Source organism: Anaerococcus vaginimassiliensis, assembly GCF_900626155.1.
GTDB lineage: Bacteria > Bacillota > Clostridia > Tissierellales > Peptoniphilaceae > Anaerococcus > Anaerococcus vaginimassiliensis.
Genome location: NZ_LR130844.1, coordinates 1025456 through 1042656, shown reverse-complemented (window position 1 = coordinate 1042656; position 17201 = coordinate 1025456). Strand labels below are relative to the sequence as shown.

The following is a 17201-nucleotide window of genomic DNA, read 5'->3' as shown; positions in this document are numbered from 1 at the left end:
TTACCTCTCTTTAAAATAAATTAATCCGCTATATGTTCTGTATTGCTTTTGATAATCTTCCAGGAAGAACCTATACATCCTTCCCCAGCTAGAAACAACAACCTCGTGCTTGTCGCCTACTTTATTTAGCTCAGTGATGCATACTCCATGGTGACGCAAGACGCTCACGTCTTTAGATAGCCAATTTATGATAATCGGCGGAGAATCATTTGCTAGAGCCTCTTCTATAAATTCTATCCTTCTACTTAGAGGTCTCCTATTAATAACTGTTTCAGTCAAAGTCTTAGAGAGTAGGTTTAGATTCATATCTCGCCTTACCTTATCAAGTCTCCTATCGAGACTTTTAACTGTAGGCACACCATTTGCCCAAGGTCTTAGTCTCTTAAAGAAGTAGTATTGGTATTCATTATATAAATCCATAGGAATCATATCATCCTTGTGGAATAAATAAAAATACACATTTGTAAAGGCAGTTACAACACAAGACCTATCCCTATAAAACTTGGATACATCCTTACTTATAAGAGAATTTTGATATCCTCCATAATAAGTTTTGTCATTTTCAATAACTGGCACAAATTCGCCAAATTTCGACCTACTTAGTTTCATTGTTATCTATATCCTCAATCCTGTAAGTTCTATTTTTCTTAATTTCTATTATAGTATCGGTTATATTTTTCGCATCTAGTCTGTTATCTATATACTCATGGAAAAGTGTGTAGATAATTGAAGCAACTGGGATTGATACAAGCATACCCCAAATACCAAACAAAGACCCTCCTATAGTAATAGATGCAAGCACCCAAACTGCAGGAAGTCCTATTTGTTCGCCAGCTATGGCAGGATAGATGATATTTTCTTGGATCTGTTGAACTATAACATCATATATCAAAAATATAAGTGCCTTTACTGGACTTTCCAGAAAAATAATCACTGCAGAAAGCCCCGCCCCAACTATTGGTCCAAAGATTGGAATAAGGTCTGACACTCCGATAAATATAGAAATCACCCCAGCATTTGGCATCCTCATAATAAACATACCAATAAAAGTCAAAGTTGATAGGGTAACTACTGCTATTAGTCTTGAGAAAATATAGTCCTTGAAGGTGTGATAAGATAGGGAAAATACCTTGTTTAGATAATCTGCCTTTTTCTCACTTAGTAAAGCATACATGATCTTTGTTCCATTTACCTTTAACATATCCTTATAAATAAGGACAAATATAGAAAAGACAAAAATAGTAAAGATATTTACAAGACTTGACCCTACCGAATTTATCACATTTGTAGTTACACTTAAAATATTTGATTTGTTTCCAGACAAGAAATCCAAAACCCTGTTTCTAAGCTCAAACCAGCTAAAAGAATTCACATACTCGTAAAACTTGTCAGCAAAAGGTTTGGTCAAATCATATTTATTTAATGCTTCGTATGTTTCTCTAACAAACTCAGGCCACCTGTTAAAAAATGAAATAATAACTGTAATTATCCTAGGTACCAAGATATTTAAAAATAACACCACAACGCATAAGATTATTATCCAACTTATAAACAGAGATAAACCTCTGATTTTCTTCTTGTGTTTAGCATCAGGGAAATTCTCACTTAATTTTCTTTCAAAATAATTCATAGGTATGCTAACGATATAAGCAATCATTGCACCTATTATAAAGGGTTGGAATACCAAAAGAATTTTCCCTATACTCTCCTTAATTACAGGAAAATACCGAAAGGCAAAAAATAAAATAATTCCATATATAGTAATTTTAAATAAATCCTGATTTTTCTTATCAAGTCTTGCCATAAGACCTCCATATTTATAGTATATTATCATTTTACCATAAAAAAATTTTTTATAGAATACAAAGAATAATTGCCTAAATTTACAATTTATAATACACTTATGATTAAGGAGTGGAAATGAAAACTTGTTATATAATTAGTGGAGGAGATTTTGATGGTCTCTTCGATGAGATAAAAAAAGATGATTTGGTGATAGCTGCCGATAGGGGTTATACTCTCGCCAAGGATAAAAATATAAGAGTAGATTATGTTATAGGCGATTTTGATTCATCTACAAAGCCAAATGATGCTAAGGTGGTTTCCCTAAATCCTATCAAGGATTTTACAGATACAGTTGCCGCAATCGAGATGGCAAAGGATATGGGATATAAAAATATCATCATCTATGGAGGTTTGGGAGGCAGAGAGAGCCACACAATATCAAATATCAGAACAATTTATCACTATAAAAATTGTGGGATAGATATAAAACTCAAGTCAGAAAAGAAGGAATTATTTGTAGTTAACGATTGTTTTTCCTATAAATATACTGGCAAGGATTTTTATGTGTCAGTTTTTTCCCTAAAAGACAGCTCAAAAGTTACTCTCAGGGGTCTTTACTATGAGCTTGACTCATATCCAATGACTATTGATGACTCCCTTGGAGTATCTAACGAAACATACCAGAGAGATTTTGAGATAGAAGTTAGTGATGGGGCGGCTCTTGTGATATTTGAAGATAAATCCTGTTAATAAAAGACCAAGTCAAACAAGGCTATTATATCTAGCTTTGTTTGAACTTGGTTTTTTTAGTTAAATACATCTCCTTCAAATACAAGACCTTCACTATCGAGGGTCGCCTCTATTTCTGTGTCTTTGTAGGAAGGAATATCAAGGTAAATCTTGCCATTTTTCCTCTGCCAAGATCCAGTGTATAAGACATTGTTATTTTCCAGTCTAATATTTTGATCATCTCCCATAAATAAGGTAAATTCTCCTGGATAATAGTAGCCGCTTACTTCATCTTCTGGGCTAAAGTTTGCTGAATATTCAATATCTTCTAACTCTAGGCTGCCATCATCTAGGTAGGCTAAGAGATCATCCATCATACTAAAGCCATCGTAACTAATATCGTATATCTTCTTATCCTTGCCGTCTGCTATCCTATGGATAAAGTTAGATGCTATGATTTCTTTATTATTGTCAGTTTCACTTACAGCCAAAAAGTAGGAAAATGCTTTCTTCTCGCTTTCAAGATTTTCTCTAGTATTGATCCTATAGGCAAAGTATTCTCCGTCACTTCTTTTTATCTTTCCTTCATATCTTACAGATATGAGTTCTACTGTATCTGTTGACTCAAAACTATCTTCTATATAGGTCTTGTAGTCTTTTGCCTTGTCTTTACTTGCCTTATCGTTAGGTTCTTTTTGTTTTGTTTCTGATTCTTTATTTTCCTTATCTTCGCTATCATTTTCTTTTGTATCGCTATTATTTTCTGCAGGTTTATCTTCACTTAGTCCTTCTACCTCGTAGTTTAAGCTAGTATTTCTAATGTTTATCCTAAATTTGTCATAGATATTTTCTGGATAATTTATCACAATATTGACCTTATCGCCATTTTTGAGGTTGTTTTCCTTGCTTATAGCATAGGTGATGTTTTTATCTAAGCTTTCTATGAAATTTCTAGCTTTGATTGGTTTTTTGCTATCTTCTTCATATATTTGACCTTCATAATCAATTACAAAGGCAGTTTTATTTAGGCTTGGACTAATCTTGCCTGATCCATTTGTCCCACTTGTTTTAACTATGACATAATCGGCAAGGTTTATGTCCACAGGTTCTTTCTTGTTTAGTCTAGGTTTTACGAAAAGTGAAAATATCCCAAACAAGATAAGAAGAGCAAAGAATACTCCTATGATAATTTTTACTATATTCTTGCTCTTGCCATTATTAAAATCCATCTTCCCTCCTAATTCTTCTCTACAAAAAAGGAGGAGAAATCTCCTCCCCTTATCTTATACATCTTCCAAAGTAAGGTATGGCTTGCCGCTTGCTTTTGGAGCGTAACTTCTTCCCTTAAATATAATAAGGATAAGTAGTGTTGCGATGTATGGGATCATTGATATAAATTCTATAGGTATGCCTACAGAAGTTGAACCTAAATATGTTGCAATAGCTTGGGCTAGTCCAAAAAATAGTGATCCTAGGACAACTCCTTGAGGTTTCCAGTTACCAAAGATAACTGTAACTAGGGCAATGTATCCTTGACCTGCTATTAATGTTGGTGAAAAGCTTGATACTACCGCAAGACTCATGCTCGCTCCACCAAGACCACCCATAAAGCCAGAAAATATTACAGACAGATATCTTGTCTTTTTTACATCTATATTTAGAGTTTCTGCTGCCTTTGGATGTTCACCTACAGCTATTATCCTAAGTCCTAGCTTAGTTTTATACAAAACAACATAAAGGACAACTACCATTATTAGTGATATATAAACTGTGGCATATTGGCTAAAGATATTGTTAAATACTTGATTTGACGATAATCCTCTAAATAACCTAGGAATCTTATCTTCTAGGGGAATAGATGGAGTTTGAGTTGCGCCCTTAAAGAATAATCTTGCCAAAAATAGGGAAAGTCCAGGAGCAAGGGTATTGATAGCGATACCTGATATTGTCTGATCTCCTGCTAGACTTACTGAAACAAAGGCATGGATTAGTCCAAAAACAGCACCAGCAAGTCCCCCGCAAAGAAAAGCTATCCAAGGATTGCCTAGATAATATCCTACGACAGCTCCTGTTAGGGCGCCTATGGTCATCATTCCCTCAAGACCGATATTTACAACTCCGGATTTTTCTGAAATCATTCCTCCAAGTCCTGTCATTAGAACTGGGGCAGCATTTGAGAATGTGTTTCCTATAATTAGGGCTAGTAGTGTTGTATTAATCATTGTCCACATCCTCCTTTATTTCTATCTTTTCTTCCTTGTTTTCTTTATCTATAAGCTCTTTTTTGTCTTCATTTACTTTTTTTAGATTTTTTCTTCTCTTCGCTTTTGCCTTTACTATTCTAAATACTAGTGGCACTGCTGTAAATAGGATAATTGTACCTATGATTATTGATATAATCTCGCTTGGAACTCCCATGCTTCTTTGAAGGTTGTTACCTGCATATTTTAGTGAACCAAAGAATAATCCTGAAAAGATTACCCCGATTGGATTGTTGCTAGCAAGAAGTGCTACTGCAAGTCCATCGAAACCAAAGTTTTGCATAGATGTTAGGATTGAAAGGTTGTAGGTAAATCCTAATACTTGAGTTACACCTGCTAGAGCACATATGGCTCCAGATATAGCCATTGATTGGACAAGCTTTTTAGATGAATTGATACCACCATACTTACTTGCCTCGTCATTTAGTCCTACTGCCTTTAGTTCATAACCTAGGGTTGTTTTGTTTAGTATATACCAAACACAGATTACAGCAACTATTGCAAGGATTGTTCCCCAGTGGATTGGTGCTCTAAAAAATTTCGAAAAGAATCCATCAAATCTTTTGGCAGCATCAGTAAATAGTGTAATCTTGGCATTGTCACTTACATCGAAAGACCCCATAGAGTTTGGTTGTCTGTTTCTGTAAACGATAAAGTTTTGGAAATAATATGCTACCCAGTTTAACATGATAGTAGATATTACTTCATGGATACCAAATTTAGCTTTTATAAAGCCTGCTATAGCTCCATATAATGCTCCTGCTATCATTGCAAGGATAATGGCAACTATTGGAAGGATTATTGGAGGTAGGTTAAACTTGTAGCCAACTAAAAATGCAACTATAGTTCCTACTATAAATTGTCCCTCAGCTCCCATATTAAATAATCCAGTCTTAAAGGCAAAGCAAACACCGAGACCTGTCATTATGATAGGAGTTGAAGTAACTATCGCCCAGCCCATATGTCTAGGTGTTTTAAATACTCCTAAAAATAAGTTCTTAAAACCTTCTAATGGGTCAAATCCTGCTATGACTAAAACTAAGGCTCCTATTAAAAATCCTAGAAGGATTGATATCAAGGTAAAAGAAATCTTTGATGCACCTCGGGTAAGTTTGCTATTAGTTTTTCTTGTCTTATTCATCCTTACCTCCTGCCATCAATCTTCCTATCTCAAATTCATCTGTAGTCTTTGGATCTTTTTCACCTACGATTTGACCATCGTATATTACAAGTATTCTATCAGATAAGTCCATTATCTCATCTAGCTCAAAACTTATCAAAAGGACTGCCTTGTTTTGGTTTCTAAGTTCAACTAGGTATTGGTGGATAAATTCGATCGCACCAACGTCAAGTCCTCTGGTTGGTTGGGCTGCAATTAGGACATCAGGATTGTTTGAAATCTCCCTTGCTATTATAACCTTTTGTTGGTTACCACCAGATAAGCTTTCTGCTCTCTCGTTGATATCAGTTGGTCTTATGTCAAATTTTTCTACCAAGTCTGTCGCATTGTCATCTATGTTTTTAAAGTTAAGTCTACCCTTTGTTGAAAAAGGCTCTTGGTTAACTCTTTCCAATATTAGGTTATCCTTTATTGGATAATCCAGAATAAGTCCACGCTTTTGCCTATCTTCTGGGATAGAATTCATTCCCTCATCAAGGATTTTTCTAGTAGAGGCGTTTGTTATATCTACTCCATTTAGGGTAACAATTCCCTTGCTGACCTTAGTCATTCCTGTTATGGCATCTATTAACTCTGTTTGACCGTTGCCATCCACTCCAGCTATACCTAAAATTTCTCCTGCATGAAGGTTTAAGCTTAGTCCTCTTAGGGCATCGACTCCCCTCTTATCCTTAACCCAAAGGTCAGCTATATTTAGGACAACGCCACCTGCTTCTATATCTTTCTTGTCAACCTTAAAGCTTACGTCACGACCTACCATTTTTTCTGCTAGGATATTTTCATCTACACTAGCTACATCGACTTTGTCGATAAACTTACCACGTCTAATTATGGTACAAGTATCTGCCATAGCCTTTATCTCAGCTAGTTTGTGAGTAATGATTATAACTGACTTGCCAAGCTCTGTTAGTCTTTTAATGATTTCAATAAATTCTACAATCTCTTGAGGTGTTAAAACTGCTGTTGGCTCGTCAAATATCAAAATATCAGCGCCATGGTAGAGGGCTTTTAGGATTTCAACCCTTTGTTGCATACCTACAGATATATCCTCGACCTTAGCCTTGGGATCGATGGTTAGTTTGTACTCTTCGCTTAACTTTTCTACCTCAGCGTAAGCTTTATTTCTATTGATGAAGGCTCCCTTGGTTGTTTCATAACCTAGGATGATATTTTCTGTTACAGTTAGAGGCTCAATCAACATGAAATGCTGGTGAACCATACCAATACCTGCCTCAATTGCCTTTTTAGGGGTCATTTTAGCAAAGGTCTTTCCATTTATAGTAACAGTTCCTTCACTTGGAGGAAACATTCCATAAAGAATATTCATAAGAGTAGTCTTGCCGGCACCATTTTCTCCCAAGAGGGCATGGACTTCGCATTTATGTAGGTCAAAATCTACCTTATCCAAGACCTTGTTATCTCCAAAACTCTTAGAAATATTTCTCATACTTACTACTGGGGCTTGGTCAAAATATTTTTTCATAATATCCCCTTATATAAATTTATCCTGCTAATTTCTATCAAGTTTTCTTATTCTGTTATAACATTTTAAAAAACATGACAAAAAAAGAGCAGGAAAACTTACCCCACTCGGGGTAAGTTGCCTACTACTTTAAACTCTACTTGTCATATCCCATTGATGTAAATTCTTCTTCGTTTTGAGGAACTTCAATTTTTCCATCAACGATATCTTTTCTAAGTTCTTCTACCTTATCTTTTACTTCTTGGGCTACCAAGTCGTTTGGTGCATAGGCAATATCTACAGCTTTACCATCAGCTAGGGTAAATTGTTTAGTTGTTCCACCAGCAAATTCTCCCTTGTTTAGTTCGTCTACTATTTGTTTAACTGCATCGCCTACACCCTTGATTGTAGACACTAGCATATGATCTGGTGCTTCGTCTGATTGGTCACGGTCAACACCTATAACCCATTTGTCGTTTTCTTTGGCAGCTTCGATTACTCCAATACCAACTCCACCTGCAGCATGCATTACAACATCTGCTCCTGATTGGTACATTTGGTTGGCAATGTTCTTGCCGGCAGCTTGGTCTGAGTAGCTGTTAGCATATTGTACGTCAACTTTGATATCAGTATCTTTTTCTCTAGCAGCAGCCTTAACTCCAGCCCTAAATCCATATTCAAATCTATCGATTACGTCTGATTTTTGGCCACCAATAAAGCCAACGTGGTTAGCTTCTGTTTTCATACCAGCAATATATCCTGCCAAGTATGAGTTTTGGTGATCAGCAAATGTTATACCTAACAAGTTTTCTTGCTCATTTACATTGGCATTGTCGATGATCGCATATTTTTGATCTGGGTTTTGATCAGCAGCCTCGCTTGTATCGTTGAATAAAGCATAACCTACTGTTAAGATTAAATCTGATTCACTATCAAGTGCAGATTCTAGGTTTGGTTGGTAATCAGCGTCGCTGTGACTTTCTATATAGTCAAAATCAGCCTTGCCTTCGTCCTTGTAGCTTGTTAATCCTTCAAAAGCAGATTGGTTAAAGCTCTTATCATTAACTCCACCCTCATCAGTTACCATAGTTACTTTTACAACTTCACCTGTTGGAGTTTCACTCTTTTCGTCAGCTGTATCAGCTGTATCAGCATTTTCTGTAACTTCTGTTTCGTTTTTCGAAGTATCTTCGTTGCTATCGTTTGCCTTATCTGCTCCACATGAGCTTAGTGCAAATGAAAGTGTAAGTGCGGAAACAACAGACATAATTTTACTAATTTTCATATATTCCTCCCTAATTATGTTTACTGCTATAGTCTAATTTTATAATAAAATTCAGTATTTGTCTAGTTTAATGTATATAAATACTTAGCTAATTTTTTATCTTAAAAAATAAATAATATTTTTAAAAAAATTCCTTGCAAAATAAATAATCTCATGCTATACTAAATGTGTAAATGTTTTCACAACTTAATATCTGAGGAGCCTGGCAACAAATTTATTTTATTTGTTGCTTTTTGTTTACTTTTCCAATATCTACTTCACAAAATACATATAGGAGGAAATTATGAGAGATATTATAATGGGTGAATTTTTTGGAACAATGTTACTTATTATTCTAGGTGACGGTGTTGTAGCAAATGTTTTGCTTAACAAGAGTGGACAAAAAGGTGCAGGCCCAGTCCAAATTACAACTGCTTGGGGTCTTGCAGTACTAATCCCAGCTTGTATATTTGGCAAATTGTCAGGAGCAAGCTTTAACCCTGCCCTATCTATTGCCTTAGCTTTTAAAGGTGATGTAGCTTATGGAGATTTACCTGCTTATATCATAGCTCAAATTGCTGGTGCTTTTGTTGGTGCACTTATCGTCTATATTCTCTTTAAAGACCACTACGATGCAACTAGCGATAGACCACTTGATGTAAGAGGAACTTTCTGTACAGCTCCAACTATACCAAATACTTTTAGAAACCTATGTTCAGAAATCGTAGGAACCTTTATCCTAGTTTTTGCAATATTAGGATTCTCACAAGTTGATGGTGCGGGAACAGCTGGCGTTGACAAATTATTCGTATATGCACTAATCGTATCTATCGGTATGAGTTTGGGTGGACTAACAGGTTATGCAATAAACCCTGCCAGAGACCTTGGACCAAGAATCGCTTATGCTGTTCTTCCATTTAAAAACAAGGCTGATGCAAACTGGTCATACTCATGGATACCTGTAGTTGGACCAATTATAGGAGGAATTATAGCTGTACTTCTATATAACTTTATATTTATAGCTTAGAAAAATAAAACTTATAGGAAGTGATTTGATGTTTGATGTAATCATAATAGGAGCTGGAGTTTGTGGAGCATCTATTGCCCGTAGGCTATCCAGATATAAACTTGATATTCTAATATTAGAAAAGGAAAATGACGTCTCCATGGGAGCAAGCAAGGCCAACTCTGCCATAGTTCACGGTGGCTATGCCGAAAGTGGCAAGGAACTTAGAGGAAGAATTTGCTATCCAGGTAGAAAAAGCTTTGAAAAACTCAACGAAGAGCTAAACTTTGGTTTTCTAGCCAATGGTTCTCTTGTTCTAGCCTTCGATGAGGAAGATATGAAAACTTTGGATAAACTCTACCAAATGGGACTAGAAAATGGACTCGATGATATGGAAATTATAGACCAAGAAAAACTTAGATCTATAGAAGAAAACGTATCAGATGATGCCATAGGTGCCCTTTATTGTAAGGGAGCTGGAGTATGTTCCCCATACGAGTATGTCATAGCCCTTGTAGAAAATGCCTTAGACAATGGTGTCAAGTTAGAATTAAACAGCGAAGTAGTTGATATTGAAAAATCTAACGATACTTTCAAGGTTGAAACCTCAAAAGGTGAAACTTACGAATCTAAGTTTGTCATAAATGCCTCAGGACTAAATGGTGCCAAGGTTTCTAGTCTGATTACAGAAACTGACTTTGATATTCACCCAAGAAGCGGAGAATATCTAATCATGCAAAAAGGAACTGGATCTAGGATAAAACAAGTTCTCTTCCAAACTCCAAGTCCAAAATCAAAAGGAATCCTTGTAACTCGTACCTACCACAACAATATTTTGATAGGACCAGATGCCATAGACGAAGAAGAAATCGACCTTGGCACTCACGAAGAAAGACTAATGGAAATCTACAAGCTTGCGCAAATGTCTGTCAAAGACGATGTCCTAAACCTAAAAGAATTCATAAGATCATTTACAGGACTTAGACCTGCAAGCTCAACTGGCGACTTCATCATAGAAAATAGCCAAACAAACGGCTTTATAAATGTAGTCGGCATCCAATCTCCAGGAGTCACATCCTCTCCAGAAATTGCGAGAATGGTAGAAGGAATATTAGTTGATTTGGGAATAAATCTAACAGAAGATGAAACATACAACCCTTACAGAAAGCCAATCATAGAATACAAGGATCTAGAAGACTTTAACAAAGTCAAAGACCTAGTAGACCTACCTCTAGGCAATCCTGATAGGCTAGTATGTAGGTGCGAGCAAGTTAGCGAAAAAACAATAAGAGATGCCCTAAATCGTGGCATCGAGCTAGAAAGCTTTGACGCAGTCAAAAGAAGAACCCGTGCAGGCATGGGCTTTTGCCAAGGAGCTTTTTGTAAAAATAGAGTCCTTGAGGTAATGGAAGACGAATACGGCCATCCAATCGAAAACAGAAAATTCGACAGCGAAGGATCAGGCCTATCCAGAATCAACAAAAAAGACATAAGCGAAATCATCAAAAAGATGAGTAAATAATAAAAACAAACCCATACTCGGGTTTGTTTTTTTGTGGGTATTTATTTTTTATTAGCATGGTTTTTATTATATAATTTCTTAGATAAGTAGGGAGACACTATTGATGATATGGTTACAATAGCAATTGCACTCGGTCCATAAGCCATTAGCTTAGGGTAATTTGATGCCATAAGCATTGGAACACTGGCTGACAAACCTGCAATTGTTGAAATAGCTGGTGCAGAGTGTCCTGCTCTTTTAAAGACTTTCCTTTCTACAAAAAACATAGGCACAAATACTAGGATATAATAAAGGATAGCCATTACTACTCCAGAAAACCCTGCCCTTACTGAATCCAGGAGATTGATCCCGTGACCTGCAGAAAAACCTAGAGCAAATATCATAAAGGGCATCCCTGTTAAAATAAAACTTCCAAGCTCTTTGTCAATATTTCCTATAACAATACCTAAAACTAGGGGAACCACAAGGGATACTATTGACATCTAATCGACACTTGTCGGTTGGGTAAGGCCAAAAATAAGCATAGCTACAGCCGGCGTTTCAAATGGGGAAATGATTCTGTAACTCCACCTATTTTCACCAAATCGGGAAAAAAAGTATTGAGGATGGCTGAATAAGTATAGGGGTCCCACCTGGAATTTTTTTGATAAACTTCATAAAATCCTCTAGCTTAACATTCCCTCAGATATTTAAGAGCAACAGCACCCATAGCCTTTGCAGCTATTATCATAGAATCTTCATTTATATCAAACTTTCGGTGGTGGTGAGGGTAGGCTTTTCCATCTGGCCTTGCACCAATGTAGAAAAAGCTTGCTGGCACATGTTGGGTATAGTAGGCAAAATCCTCTGATTGTGCCTGTGGCCCACAATCTTCTACTCCGACAACTTCCTTAATATTTGCTTCATTTATTGCATCTACAACAAGTTGTGTCATCTGATCATCATTTACCAAAACTGGATAGTCTTTCTTATAATCTAGCTCAATCTCACAGCTATAAGCTTTAGAAAGACCCTCGCAGATATTTCTAATTTCTCTTTCTATAAGATCTCCTGCCTGATCAGACATACATCTAACATCTCCCTCAAGCCTTACAGAATCTTTAATAATATTAAACTGACCTGCCCCATCAAAGGATCCAATCGTTACAACCCCTGGAGTCAATGGGTTTAGTCTCCTAGAAACAATGGTTTGGATACACATTACAAGGTTGCTAGCAATAACAATCGCATCATTTGCTTCGTGAGGAGCAGCTCCATGGCCTCCAGTACCTTTCACAAGTACATTAAACTTTGCTCGGGCTTGCTGGGTTGGGTCCTTGTGGTAATATACCTTACCAAAATCTAGTTGGTTCATAACATGGCAACCGAAAATATTATCAACCCCATCCAAGATCCCATCTTTGATCATTAGACTTGCTCCACCTGGAGGCATCTCCTCTGCTGGCTGGTGGATTATAACAACTTTTCCTTTAAAATCATCCTTCATCTCTGAAAGACTATCCACCAGACTCATCATATATGCAGTGTGGGCATCATGACCACAAGCATGCATTACACCCTTGTTAACAGATTCATAATCAAGCCCCGTATCTTCTGTTATAGGCAAAGCATCAAAATCTGCTCTCAAAGCTAGGGTTTTGCCAGGTTTTCCAGAATCTATCGTTACTTTAATCCCGTAGCCTCCAATATTTGTATCCACCTTAACATTTTTATTATTTTCGTAGTGTTTTATTATGTATTCACTGGTATTTTTTTCCTTATAGGAAAGCTCAGGATGCTCATGAAGCCACCTTCTATCTTTAATCATCTGATCCTTCTTTTTATCAATCAGAGAAAATAATTTATCATAAACCATAAAATCTCTCCTTCCACTATAAACATACCCTAATTTTCAAAGTAGATACAAAAACAGCAAGATCTAATCCTAGGCTTATAAGTCTCGCTGGTATCATATTCTTAGTAAATATTAATCTTAAATAAACTATAAATTCTCCTATATTGTCTCTAGCTTATCTACTAATTATCAGGTTAGAAATTTTCTAAGCTAGGCCTGTCTATTTTTACAAGCTACACTTTATCCTACCTGTAGCCTCCCCATCCATTAAAAAAGATTGAAATTTTTACTCTTTTTATATTAGATCTCCAAAAAATTATAGTTATTTATAATATACCAGCTTGCATTTTTATTAAGATAAAAGCTTCTATTAAAAAGATCCAGTCATCTAGCATCGTTTACACTTAAAGTTTTAGAATAAAAGATCAGCCCTAGGATAACTAAGGCTGATTTTTGTGATATTTTTTTAAATTATTTATACACTTATCTATTAAACTTATGTTCCATTGAGTTTGCGATTCTTACTAAGAATAGCATTACTGGTACTTCTACTAATACTCCTACTACTGTTGCAAGAGTGGCACCTGATGATAGGCCAAACAGTGAGATAGATACAGCTACAGCTAGTTCGAAGAAGTTAGATGCTCCTATCATCCCGCATGGAGCAGCTATCGAATAAGGCAATTTTGCAAGGTATGCCATGCCAAAGGTAATGGCAAATATAAAGAAGGTTTGAAGTATAAGTGGTACTGCTATAAGAGCAATATCTAAAGGTTGGTTGATTATTTTCATTCCTTGGAATGAGAATATGATTATTAAGGTTAGTAATAACCCAACCATAGTGTACTTATCAAATGATGGGATAAAATCATTATTTAAGTAATCTTCACCCTTATTTTTTATCACATATTTTCTAGTAATCATGCTTAGGATTAGAGGAACTACTATAAATAGTATGATTGATAAAAGTAGAGTTCCCCAAGGTATATTGATATTGCCCCTCTTTAGTAAAAAGCTTACTATTGGTATATAGGCAATTAATATAATCAAGTCATTGCTCGCTACTTGAACTAGGGTATAGGCACTATTTCCTCTGGTTAGCTTACTCCAAACAAAAACCATGGCTGTACATGGAGCTGCTCCTAACAAAACTGCTCCTGCTAGGTATTCTGATGCTAGATTTTCGCTGATGATATTTTTATAAATGCCGAAGAAAAATAACTTGGCTATAAGATACATAGTAAAGGGTTTGATAATCCAGTTGGCAAACCAAGTTATAAACAAACCCTTAGGATTATTTTTGATATTTTTTATACTCTTAAAATCAATCTTGAGCATCATAGGATAGATCATGACCCATAAAAGTATAGTTGTTGGTATGGATACATTGTAAAACTCAAGCTCTCCCAAAGACTCAGGAATAGCAGGGATGAAGCGTCCAATTAAAACACCTATGGCCATGCATATCAAAACCCAAAGTGTAAGATTTTTTTCAAAAAAGCTTATACCTTCTTGTTTTTTCATCTATCTACCTCCTCATCTATTTCACTGATCAAGTCCTTTAACTTTCCTTCAATTTCTCCTATTACCTTAACAAACTCTTCATCAGACTTGCCAGTAGGGTCTTCTATCCCCCAGTCATACTTTTTGTGTTTAAAGGGAAGGAATGGACATACTACATTGCAACCCATAGAGATGACATAGTCTACTTCTGGTAGGTCATCTATGAGCTTGGAATACTGGCTTTCTTCCATATCTATCCCGTGTATTTCTTTCATAAGTCTTACTGCATCTTGGTTTATTTGAGGGACTAGCTCAGTTCCTGCAGAGTAAAAATCTATCTCGTCTCCTGCAAATTTCTTGCCAAGGGCCTCAGCTATCTGAGACCTGCAAGAATTGTGAACGCATATAAAGGCAACTTTTGTTTTTTCTGTCATATCCACCTACCTAATTAATTTATCTAAATTAGATCCCTTTATCTCATCAGATGACCATGGTATTATTGTAAAGTTTCCATTAGTGCGATTGTTAACCTTATTTATCCATTCTAACTCACTGTTAGCCTTGGCTTGTAGAGTCTTGTTAGTAGAGCAAGTCTTAGCTATAGATGAGTTTATAATCCACCATTTGCTATAAATTCCTGCTCTTTTTAGGTCTTCTTCAAGTCTTTGAGACTCATAGAAAGGAGTAGGCTCAGCGAGTGTTACAATTAGGACCTCTGTTTCATCACTATTTTTTAGTCTAGGTAGAAGTTTCTTAGCTGACTCTGGAACATTACCTTGGTTTTTCTCTATCTCTGTGTTGTAGGATTCTGTAGAATCTAGGAGCAGAAGTGTATGGCCTGTTGGTGCTGTATCGATTACAACAATCTCATCATCCGCCCTATCAACTATATCCGCAAAGGCTCTAAATACAGCTATCTCTTGGGTACATGGTGATCTTAGGTCTTCTTTTATATACTCCAAATCATCTTCAGACATGGTTTTTCTAGCATTTTCTAAAACTTCTTCTTGGTATTTTCTAAGCTCTTCTTCTTCATCTATATGGCTTATAGTTAACAAGTCATCTTCACGAACCATACCAGTCAAATGGTTGGCTGGATCAGTTGTAGTTAGGTGGACCTTCTCGCCCTTAGCGGTAAGTCCCTTGGCTATAGCAGATGCCATAGTAGTCTTACCTACGCCACCCTTACCCATGGTAAAGATAACTTTTTTCTCATTTTTGTATAAGTCATCTATAATATCTTTTAGGCTAGGGGTTTCATCTATGTTAAGATCTACATCACTAGTATAGTCCTTATCCTCAGTGAGAAGGGATCTTAGGTTCTCGATACTATTTAAGTTGTATCCCCTAAGTGGGATAAAGAAAGTTTTAAGATCCTTAATACCTTCTGGCATCTTATCTAAAGATTCTTTTTGTTTTTTATAGAAAGCTTCTGACACTTCATCGTCATGGGCACTTAATAGACCATTTATGATAAGAATTTGATTGTTAATACCTAGTTCTCTTAGCTCATTAGATGCTCTATTTGCTTCAAGAAGAGGAGTCTCCTCAGCTCTTGCAACTAATACTAGGCTTGTAAGCTTGCCATCAGCTAGAGTATCCACAGCAAATTTGTAAGTTTCCTTCTCATCTTCTAGACCTGATAATTGACCTAGGCATGATGCTCCGTGAGTGGATTCGCTGATAAAGCTCGTCCAAGCAGAAGGAAGCTGAAGCATCCTTAGGGTATGGCCTGTTGGTGCAGTGTCAAATATTATATAATCATATTTGTCCTTTAGGGCAGCATCAGTTATGAACTTAGAAAATTCATTAAAGGCAGCAATCTCAACAGTACAAGATCCGGATAATTGCTCCTCCATATTTTCTATTACACTATCAGGCAGCTTCCCTCTGTAAGGACCAACTACACTTTCCTTATACTCATTGGCAGCTTCTATAGGATCTAGGTTGGCAACAGTAAGACCATCCACACCTTCTATCCTAACACCCTTGTTATCAAGCTCAGTTTCAAAGACATCTTGAAGGTTTGAAGCAGGATCGGTACTAATTAATAGGACTTCATTTCCCATATCAGCTAAGCTTATTGCGCTGGCACAGGCAGTAGAAGTCTTGCCTACTCCTCCCTTGCCTGTGAAAAATAAGTATTTAGTTAAATCAATTTCCTTAATATCAAATTGTTTCACTTAAACTCCCTCCTTTTTACTATTGATATTAGCAGCAGCATCCACCGCCAGAACAGCAAGATTCATCATCACTATTTGTCTCTTCCTTGGCTTCATCAGATAAAAATAGCATTTCATAAAACTCTTCATTGCTAGGGTACTTGCCTGTCATAACAACTTCATCATCCACTATTACAATTGGTAGGACATCTTCGCCCTTTTCATCTAAGAGATTATTAATAGTTTTGTTTTCTACAAACTCCTTAGTATTGTTAGTTAAGTTATATCTTTCAATGCTAGCTCCGCTTTTATTAAGCTTATCAACTAGGCTAGACACTCTCATAAGTTCCTCATCAGGGCTTGGTCCACATACACCTGTTGAACAACACATAGCACCTTCATATATATACATCTTTTTCATAAAATCCTCCTTAAATTAAAATCGTCCTGTATGTGAAAATACATATAGATATATTTAAATACTTCTATATGT

Annotated in this window: 16 protein-coding genes; 3 read left to right on the top strand and 13 right to left on the bottom strand. The window is 36.2% G+C overall.

What is annotated here, in order from left to right:
* Together E0D87_RS05245 and E0D87_RS05240 are read right to left on the bottom strand one after the other, a co-directional pair.
* Positions 1–609 (bottom strand): hypothetical protein, encoded by a 609-nt coding sequence (locus tag E0D87_RS05245; protein ID WP_130819619.1) that lies wholly within the window; start codon positions 607–609, stop codon positions 1–3.
* Positions 596–1804: an AI-2E family transporter gene (locus E0D87_RS05240; protein ID WP_130819618.1), complete on the bottom strand. Its 1209-nt coding sequence runs from the start codon at positions 1802–1804 to the stop codon at positions 596–598. Before E0D87_RS05240 ends, E0D87_RS05245 begins: the two co-directional genes overlap by 14 nt.
* 116 nt (positions 1805–1920) lie before the next feature.
* Here E0D87_RS05240 and E0D87_RS05235 point away from each other — a divergent pair, with 116 nt between their 5' ends.
* Positions 1921–2535: a thiamine diphosphokinase gene (locus E0D87_RS05235; protein WP_130819617.1), complete on the top strand. Its 615-nt coding sequence runs from the start codon at positions 1921–1923 to the stop codon at positions 2533–2535.
* Positions 2536–2591: 56 nt separating this feature from the next.
* Here the strand turns inward: E0D87_RS05235 and E0D87_RS05230 are convergent, their stop codons facing one another.
* The 5 genes from E0D87_RS05230 to E0D87_RS05210 form a co-directional block, all read right to left on the bottom strand.
* Complete coding sequence (locus E0D87_RS05230; RefSeq protein WP_130819616.1) at positions 2592–3743, bottom strand: hypothetical protein; 1152 nt, start codon at positions 3741–3743, stop codon at positions 2592–2594.
* A 54-nt stretch (positions 3744–3797) separates the two neighbouring features.
* On the bottom strand, positions 3798–4736 hold the full coding sequence (locus E0D87_RS05225; protein WP_130819615.1) for an ABC transporter permease: 939 nt from the start codon (positions 4734–4736) through the stop codon (positions 3798–3800).
* Complete coding sequence (locus E0D87_RS05220; RefSeq protein ID WP_130819614.1) at positions 4729–5916, bottom strand: ABC transporter permease; 1188 nt, start codon at positions 5914–5916, stop codon at positions 4729–4731. The genes E0D87_RS05225 and E0D87_RS05220 overlap by 8 nt, the downstream gene beginning before the upstream one ends.
* Positions 5909–7438: an ABC transporter ATP-binding protein gene (locus E0D87_RS05215; protein WP_130819613.1), complete on the bottom strand. Its 1530-nt coding sequence runs from the start codon at positions 7436–7438 to the stop codon at positions 5909–5911. Before E0D87_RS05215 ends, E0D87_RS05220 begins: the two co-directional genes overlap by 8 nt.
* A gap of 136 nt (positions 7439–7574) precedes the next feature.
* The gene (locus E0D87_RS05210; protein WP_130819612.1) at positions 7575–8702 is read right to left on the bottom strand and encodes a BMP family lipoprotein; all 1128 of its coding nucleotides are present in this window, start codon (positions 8700–8702) and stop codon (positions 7575–7577) included.
* 283 nt (positions 8703–8985) lie between these two features.
* Here E0D87_RS05210 and E0D87_RS05205 point away from each other — a divergent pair, with 283 nt between their 5' ends.
* The gene (locus E0D87_RS05205; RefSeq protein ID WP_130819611.1) at positions 8986–9708 is read left to right on the top strand and encodes an MIP/aquaporin family protein; all 723 of its coding nucleotides are present in this window, start codon (positions 8986–8988) and stop codon (positions 9706–9708) included.
* Between the two features lie 28 nt (positions 9709–9736).
* A complete protein-coding gene (locus tag E0D87_RS05200) occupies positions 9737–11209 on the top strand; it encodes an NAD(P)/FAD-dependent oxidoreductase (protein ID WP_130820182.1) in 1473 nt (490 codons plus the stop codon).
* A 41-nt stretch (positions 11210–11250) separates the two neighbouring features.
* Here E0D87_RS05200 and E0D87_RS05195 read toward each other — a convergent pair whose 3' ends face one another.
* The 6 genes from E0D87_RS05195 to arsD all read right to left on the bottom strand — a co-directional run bounded on the left by E0D87_RS05195 (position 11251) and on the right by arsD (position 17129).
* Entirely contained in the window at positions 11251–11691 is a 441-nt protein-coding gene (locus E0D87_RS05195) for a 2-keto-3-deoxygluconate permease (RefSeq protein WP_242618445.1), read from the bottom strand.
* A gap of 188 nt (positions 11692–11879) precedes the next feature.
* Positions 11880–13064 (bottom strand): amidohydrolase, encoded by a 1185-nt coding sequence (locus E0D87_RS05190; RefSeq protein WP_130819610.1) that lies wholly within the window; start codon positions 13062–13064, stop codon positions 11880–11882.
* Positions 13065–13526: 462 nt separating this feature from the next.
* A complete protein-coding gene (gene arsB / locus E0D87_RS05185; protein WP_130819609.1) occupies positions 13527–14567 on the bottom strand; it encodes an ACR3 family arsenite efflux transporter in 1041 nt (346 codons plus the stop codon).
* Entirely contained in the window at positions 14564–14980 is a 417-nt protein-coding gene (locus E0D87_RS05180; RefSeq protein WP_130819608.1) for an arsenate reductase ArsC, read from the bottom strand. The genes arsB and E0D87_RS05180 overlap by 4 nt, the downstream gene beginning before the upstream one ends.
* A gap of 6 nt (positions 14981–14986) precedes the next feature.
* Positions 14987–16729 carry an arsenical pump-driving ATPase gene (arsA, locus tag E0D87_RS05175; RefSeq protein ID WP_130819607.1) on the bottom strand — a complete coding sequence of 581 codons (1743 nt, stop codon included), beginning with the start codon at positions 16727–16729 and terminating at the stop codon, positions 14987–14989.
* Between the two features lie 28 nt (positions 16730–16757).
* Positions 16758–17129: an arsenite efflux transporter metallochaperone ArsD gene (gene arsD, locus E0D87_RS05170; RefSeq protein ID WP_130819606.1), complete on the bottom strand. Its 372-nt coding sequence runs from the start codon at positions 17127–17129 to the stop codon at positions 16758–16760.
* Between the last annotated feature and the right edge of the window lie 72 nt (positions 17130–17201).

Bases quoted from the DNA above. Each gene is read 5' to 3' on its own strand.
- E0D87_RS05210 (WP_130819612.1), bottom strand. From the start codon at position 8,702: ATGAAAATTAGTAAAATTATGTCTGTTGTTTCCGCACTTACACTTTCA.
- E0D87_RS05205 (WP_130819611.1), top strand. From the start codon at position 8,986: ATGAGAGATATTATAATGGGTGAATTTTTTGGAACAATGTTACTTATT.
- E0D87_RS05220 (WP_130819614.1), bottom strand. From the start codon at position 5,916: ATGAATAAGACAAGAAAAACTAATAGCAAACTTACCCGAGGTGCATCA.
- E0D87_RS05235 (WP_130819617.1), top strand. From the start codon at position 1,921: ATGAAAACTTGTTATATAATTAGTGGAGGAGATTTTGATGGTCTCTTC.
- E0D87_RS05230 (WP_130819616.1), bottom strand. From the start codon at position 3,743: ATGGATTTTAATAATGGCAAGAGCAAGAATATAGTAAAAATTATCATA.
- arsD (WP_130819606.1), bottom strand. From the start codon at position 17,129: ATGAAAAAGATGTATATATATGAAGGTGCTATGTGTTGTTCAACAGGT.
- E0D87_RS05225 (WP_130819615.1), bottom strand. From the start codon at position 4,736: ATGATTAATACAACACTACTAGCCCTAATTATAGGAAACACATTCTCA.
- E0D87_RS05180 (WP_130819608.1), bottom strand. From the start codon at position 14,980: ATGACAGAAAAAACAAAAGTTGCCTTTATATGCGTTCACAATTCTTGC.
- E0D87_RS05190 (WP_130819610.1), bottom strand. From the start codon at position 13,064: ATGGTTTATGATAAATTATTTTCTCTGATTGATAAAAAGAAGGATCAG.
- E0D87_RS05215 (WP_130819613.1), bottom strand. From the start codon at position 7,438: ATGAAAAAATATTTTGACCAAGCCCCAGTAGTAAGTATGAGAAATATT.
- E0D87_RS05195 (WP_242618445.1), bottom strand. From the start codon at position 11,691: ATGTCAATAGTATCCCTTGTGGTTCCCCTAGTTTTAGGTATTGTTATA.
- E0D87_RS05240 (WP_130819618.1), bottom strand. From the start codon at position 1,804: ATGGCAAGACTTGATAAGAAAAATCAGGATTTATTTAAAATTACTATA.
- arsB (WP_130819609.1), bottom strand. From the start codon at position 14,567: ATGAAAAAACAAGAAGGTATAAGCTTTTTTGAAAAAAATCTTACACTT.
- E0D87_RS05245 (WP_130819619.1), bottom strand. From the start codon at position 609: ATGAAACTAAGTAGGTCGAAATTTGGCGAATTTGTGCCAGTTATTGAA.
- E0D87_RS05200 (WP_130820182.1), top strand. From the start codon at position 9,737: ATGTTTGATGTAATCATAATAGGAGCTGGAGTTTGTGGAGCATCTATT.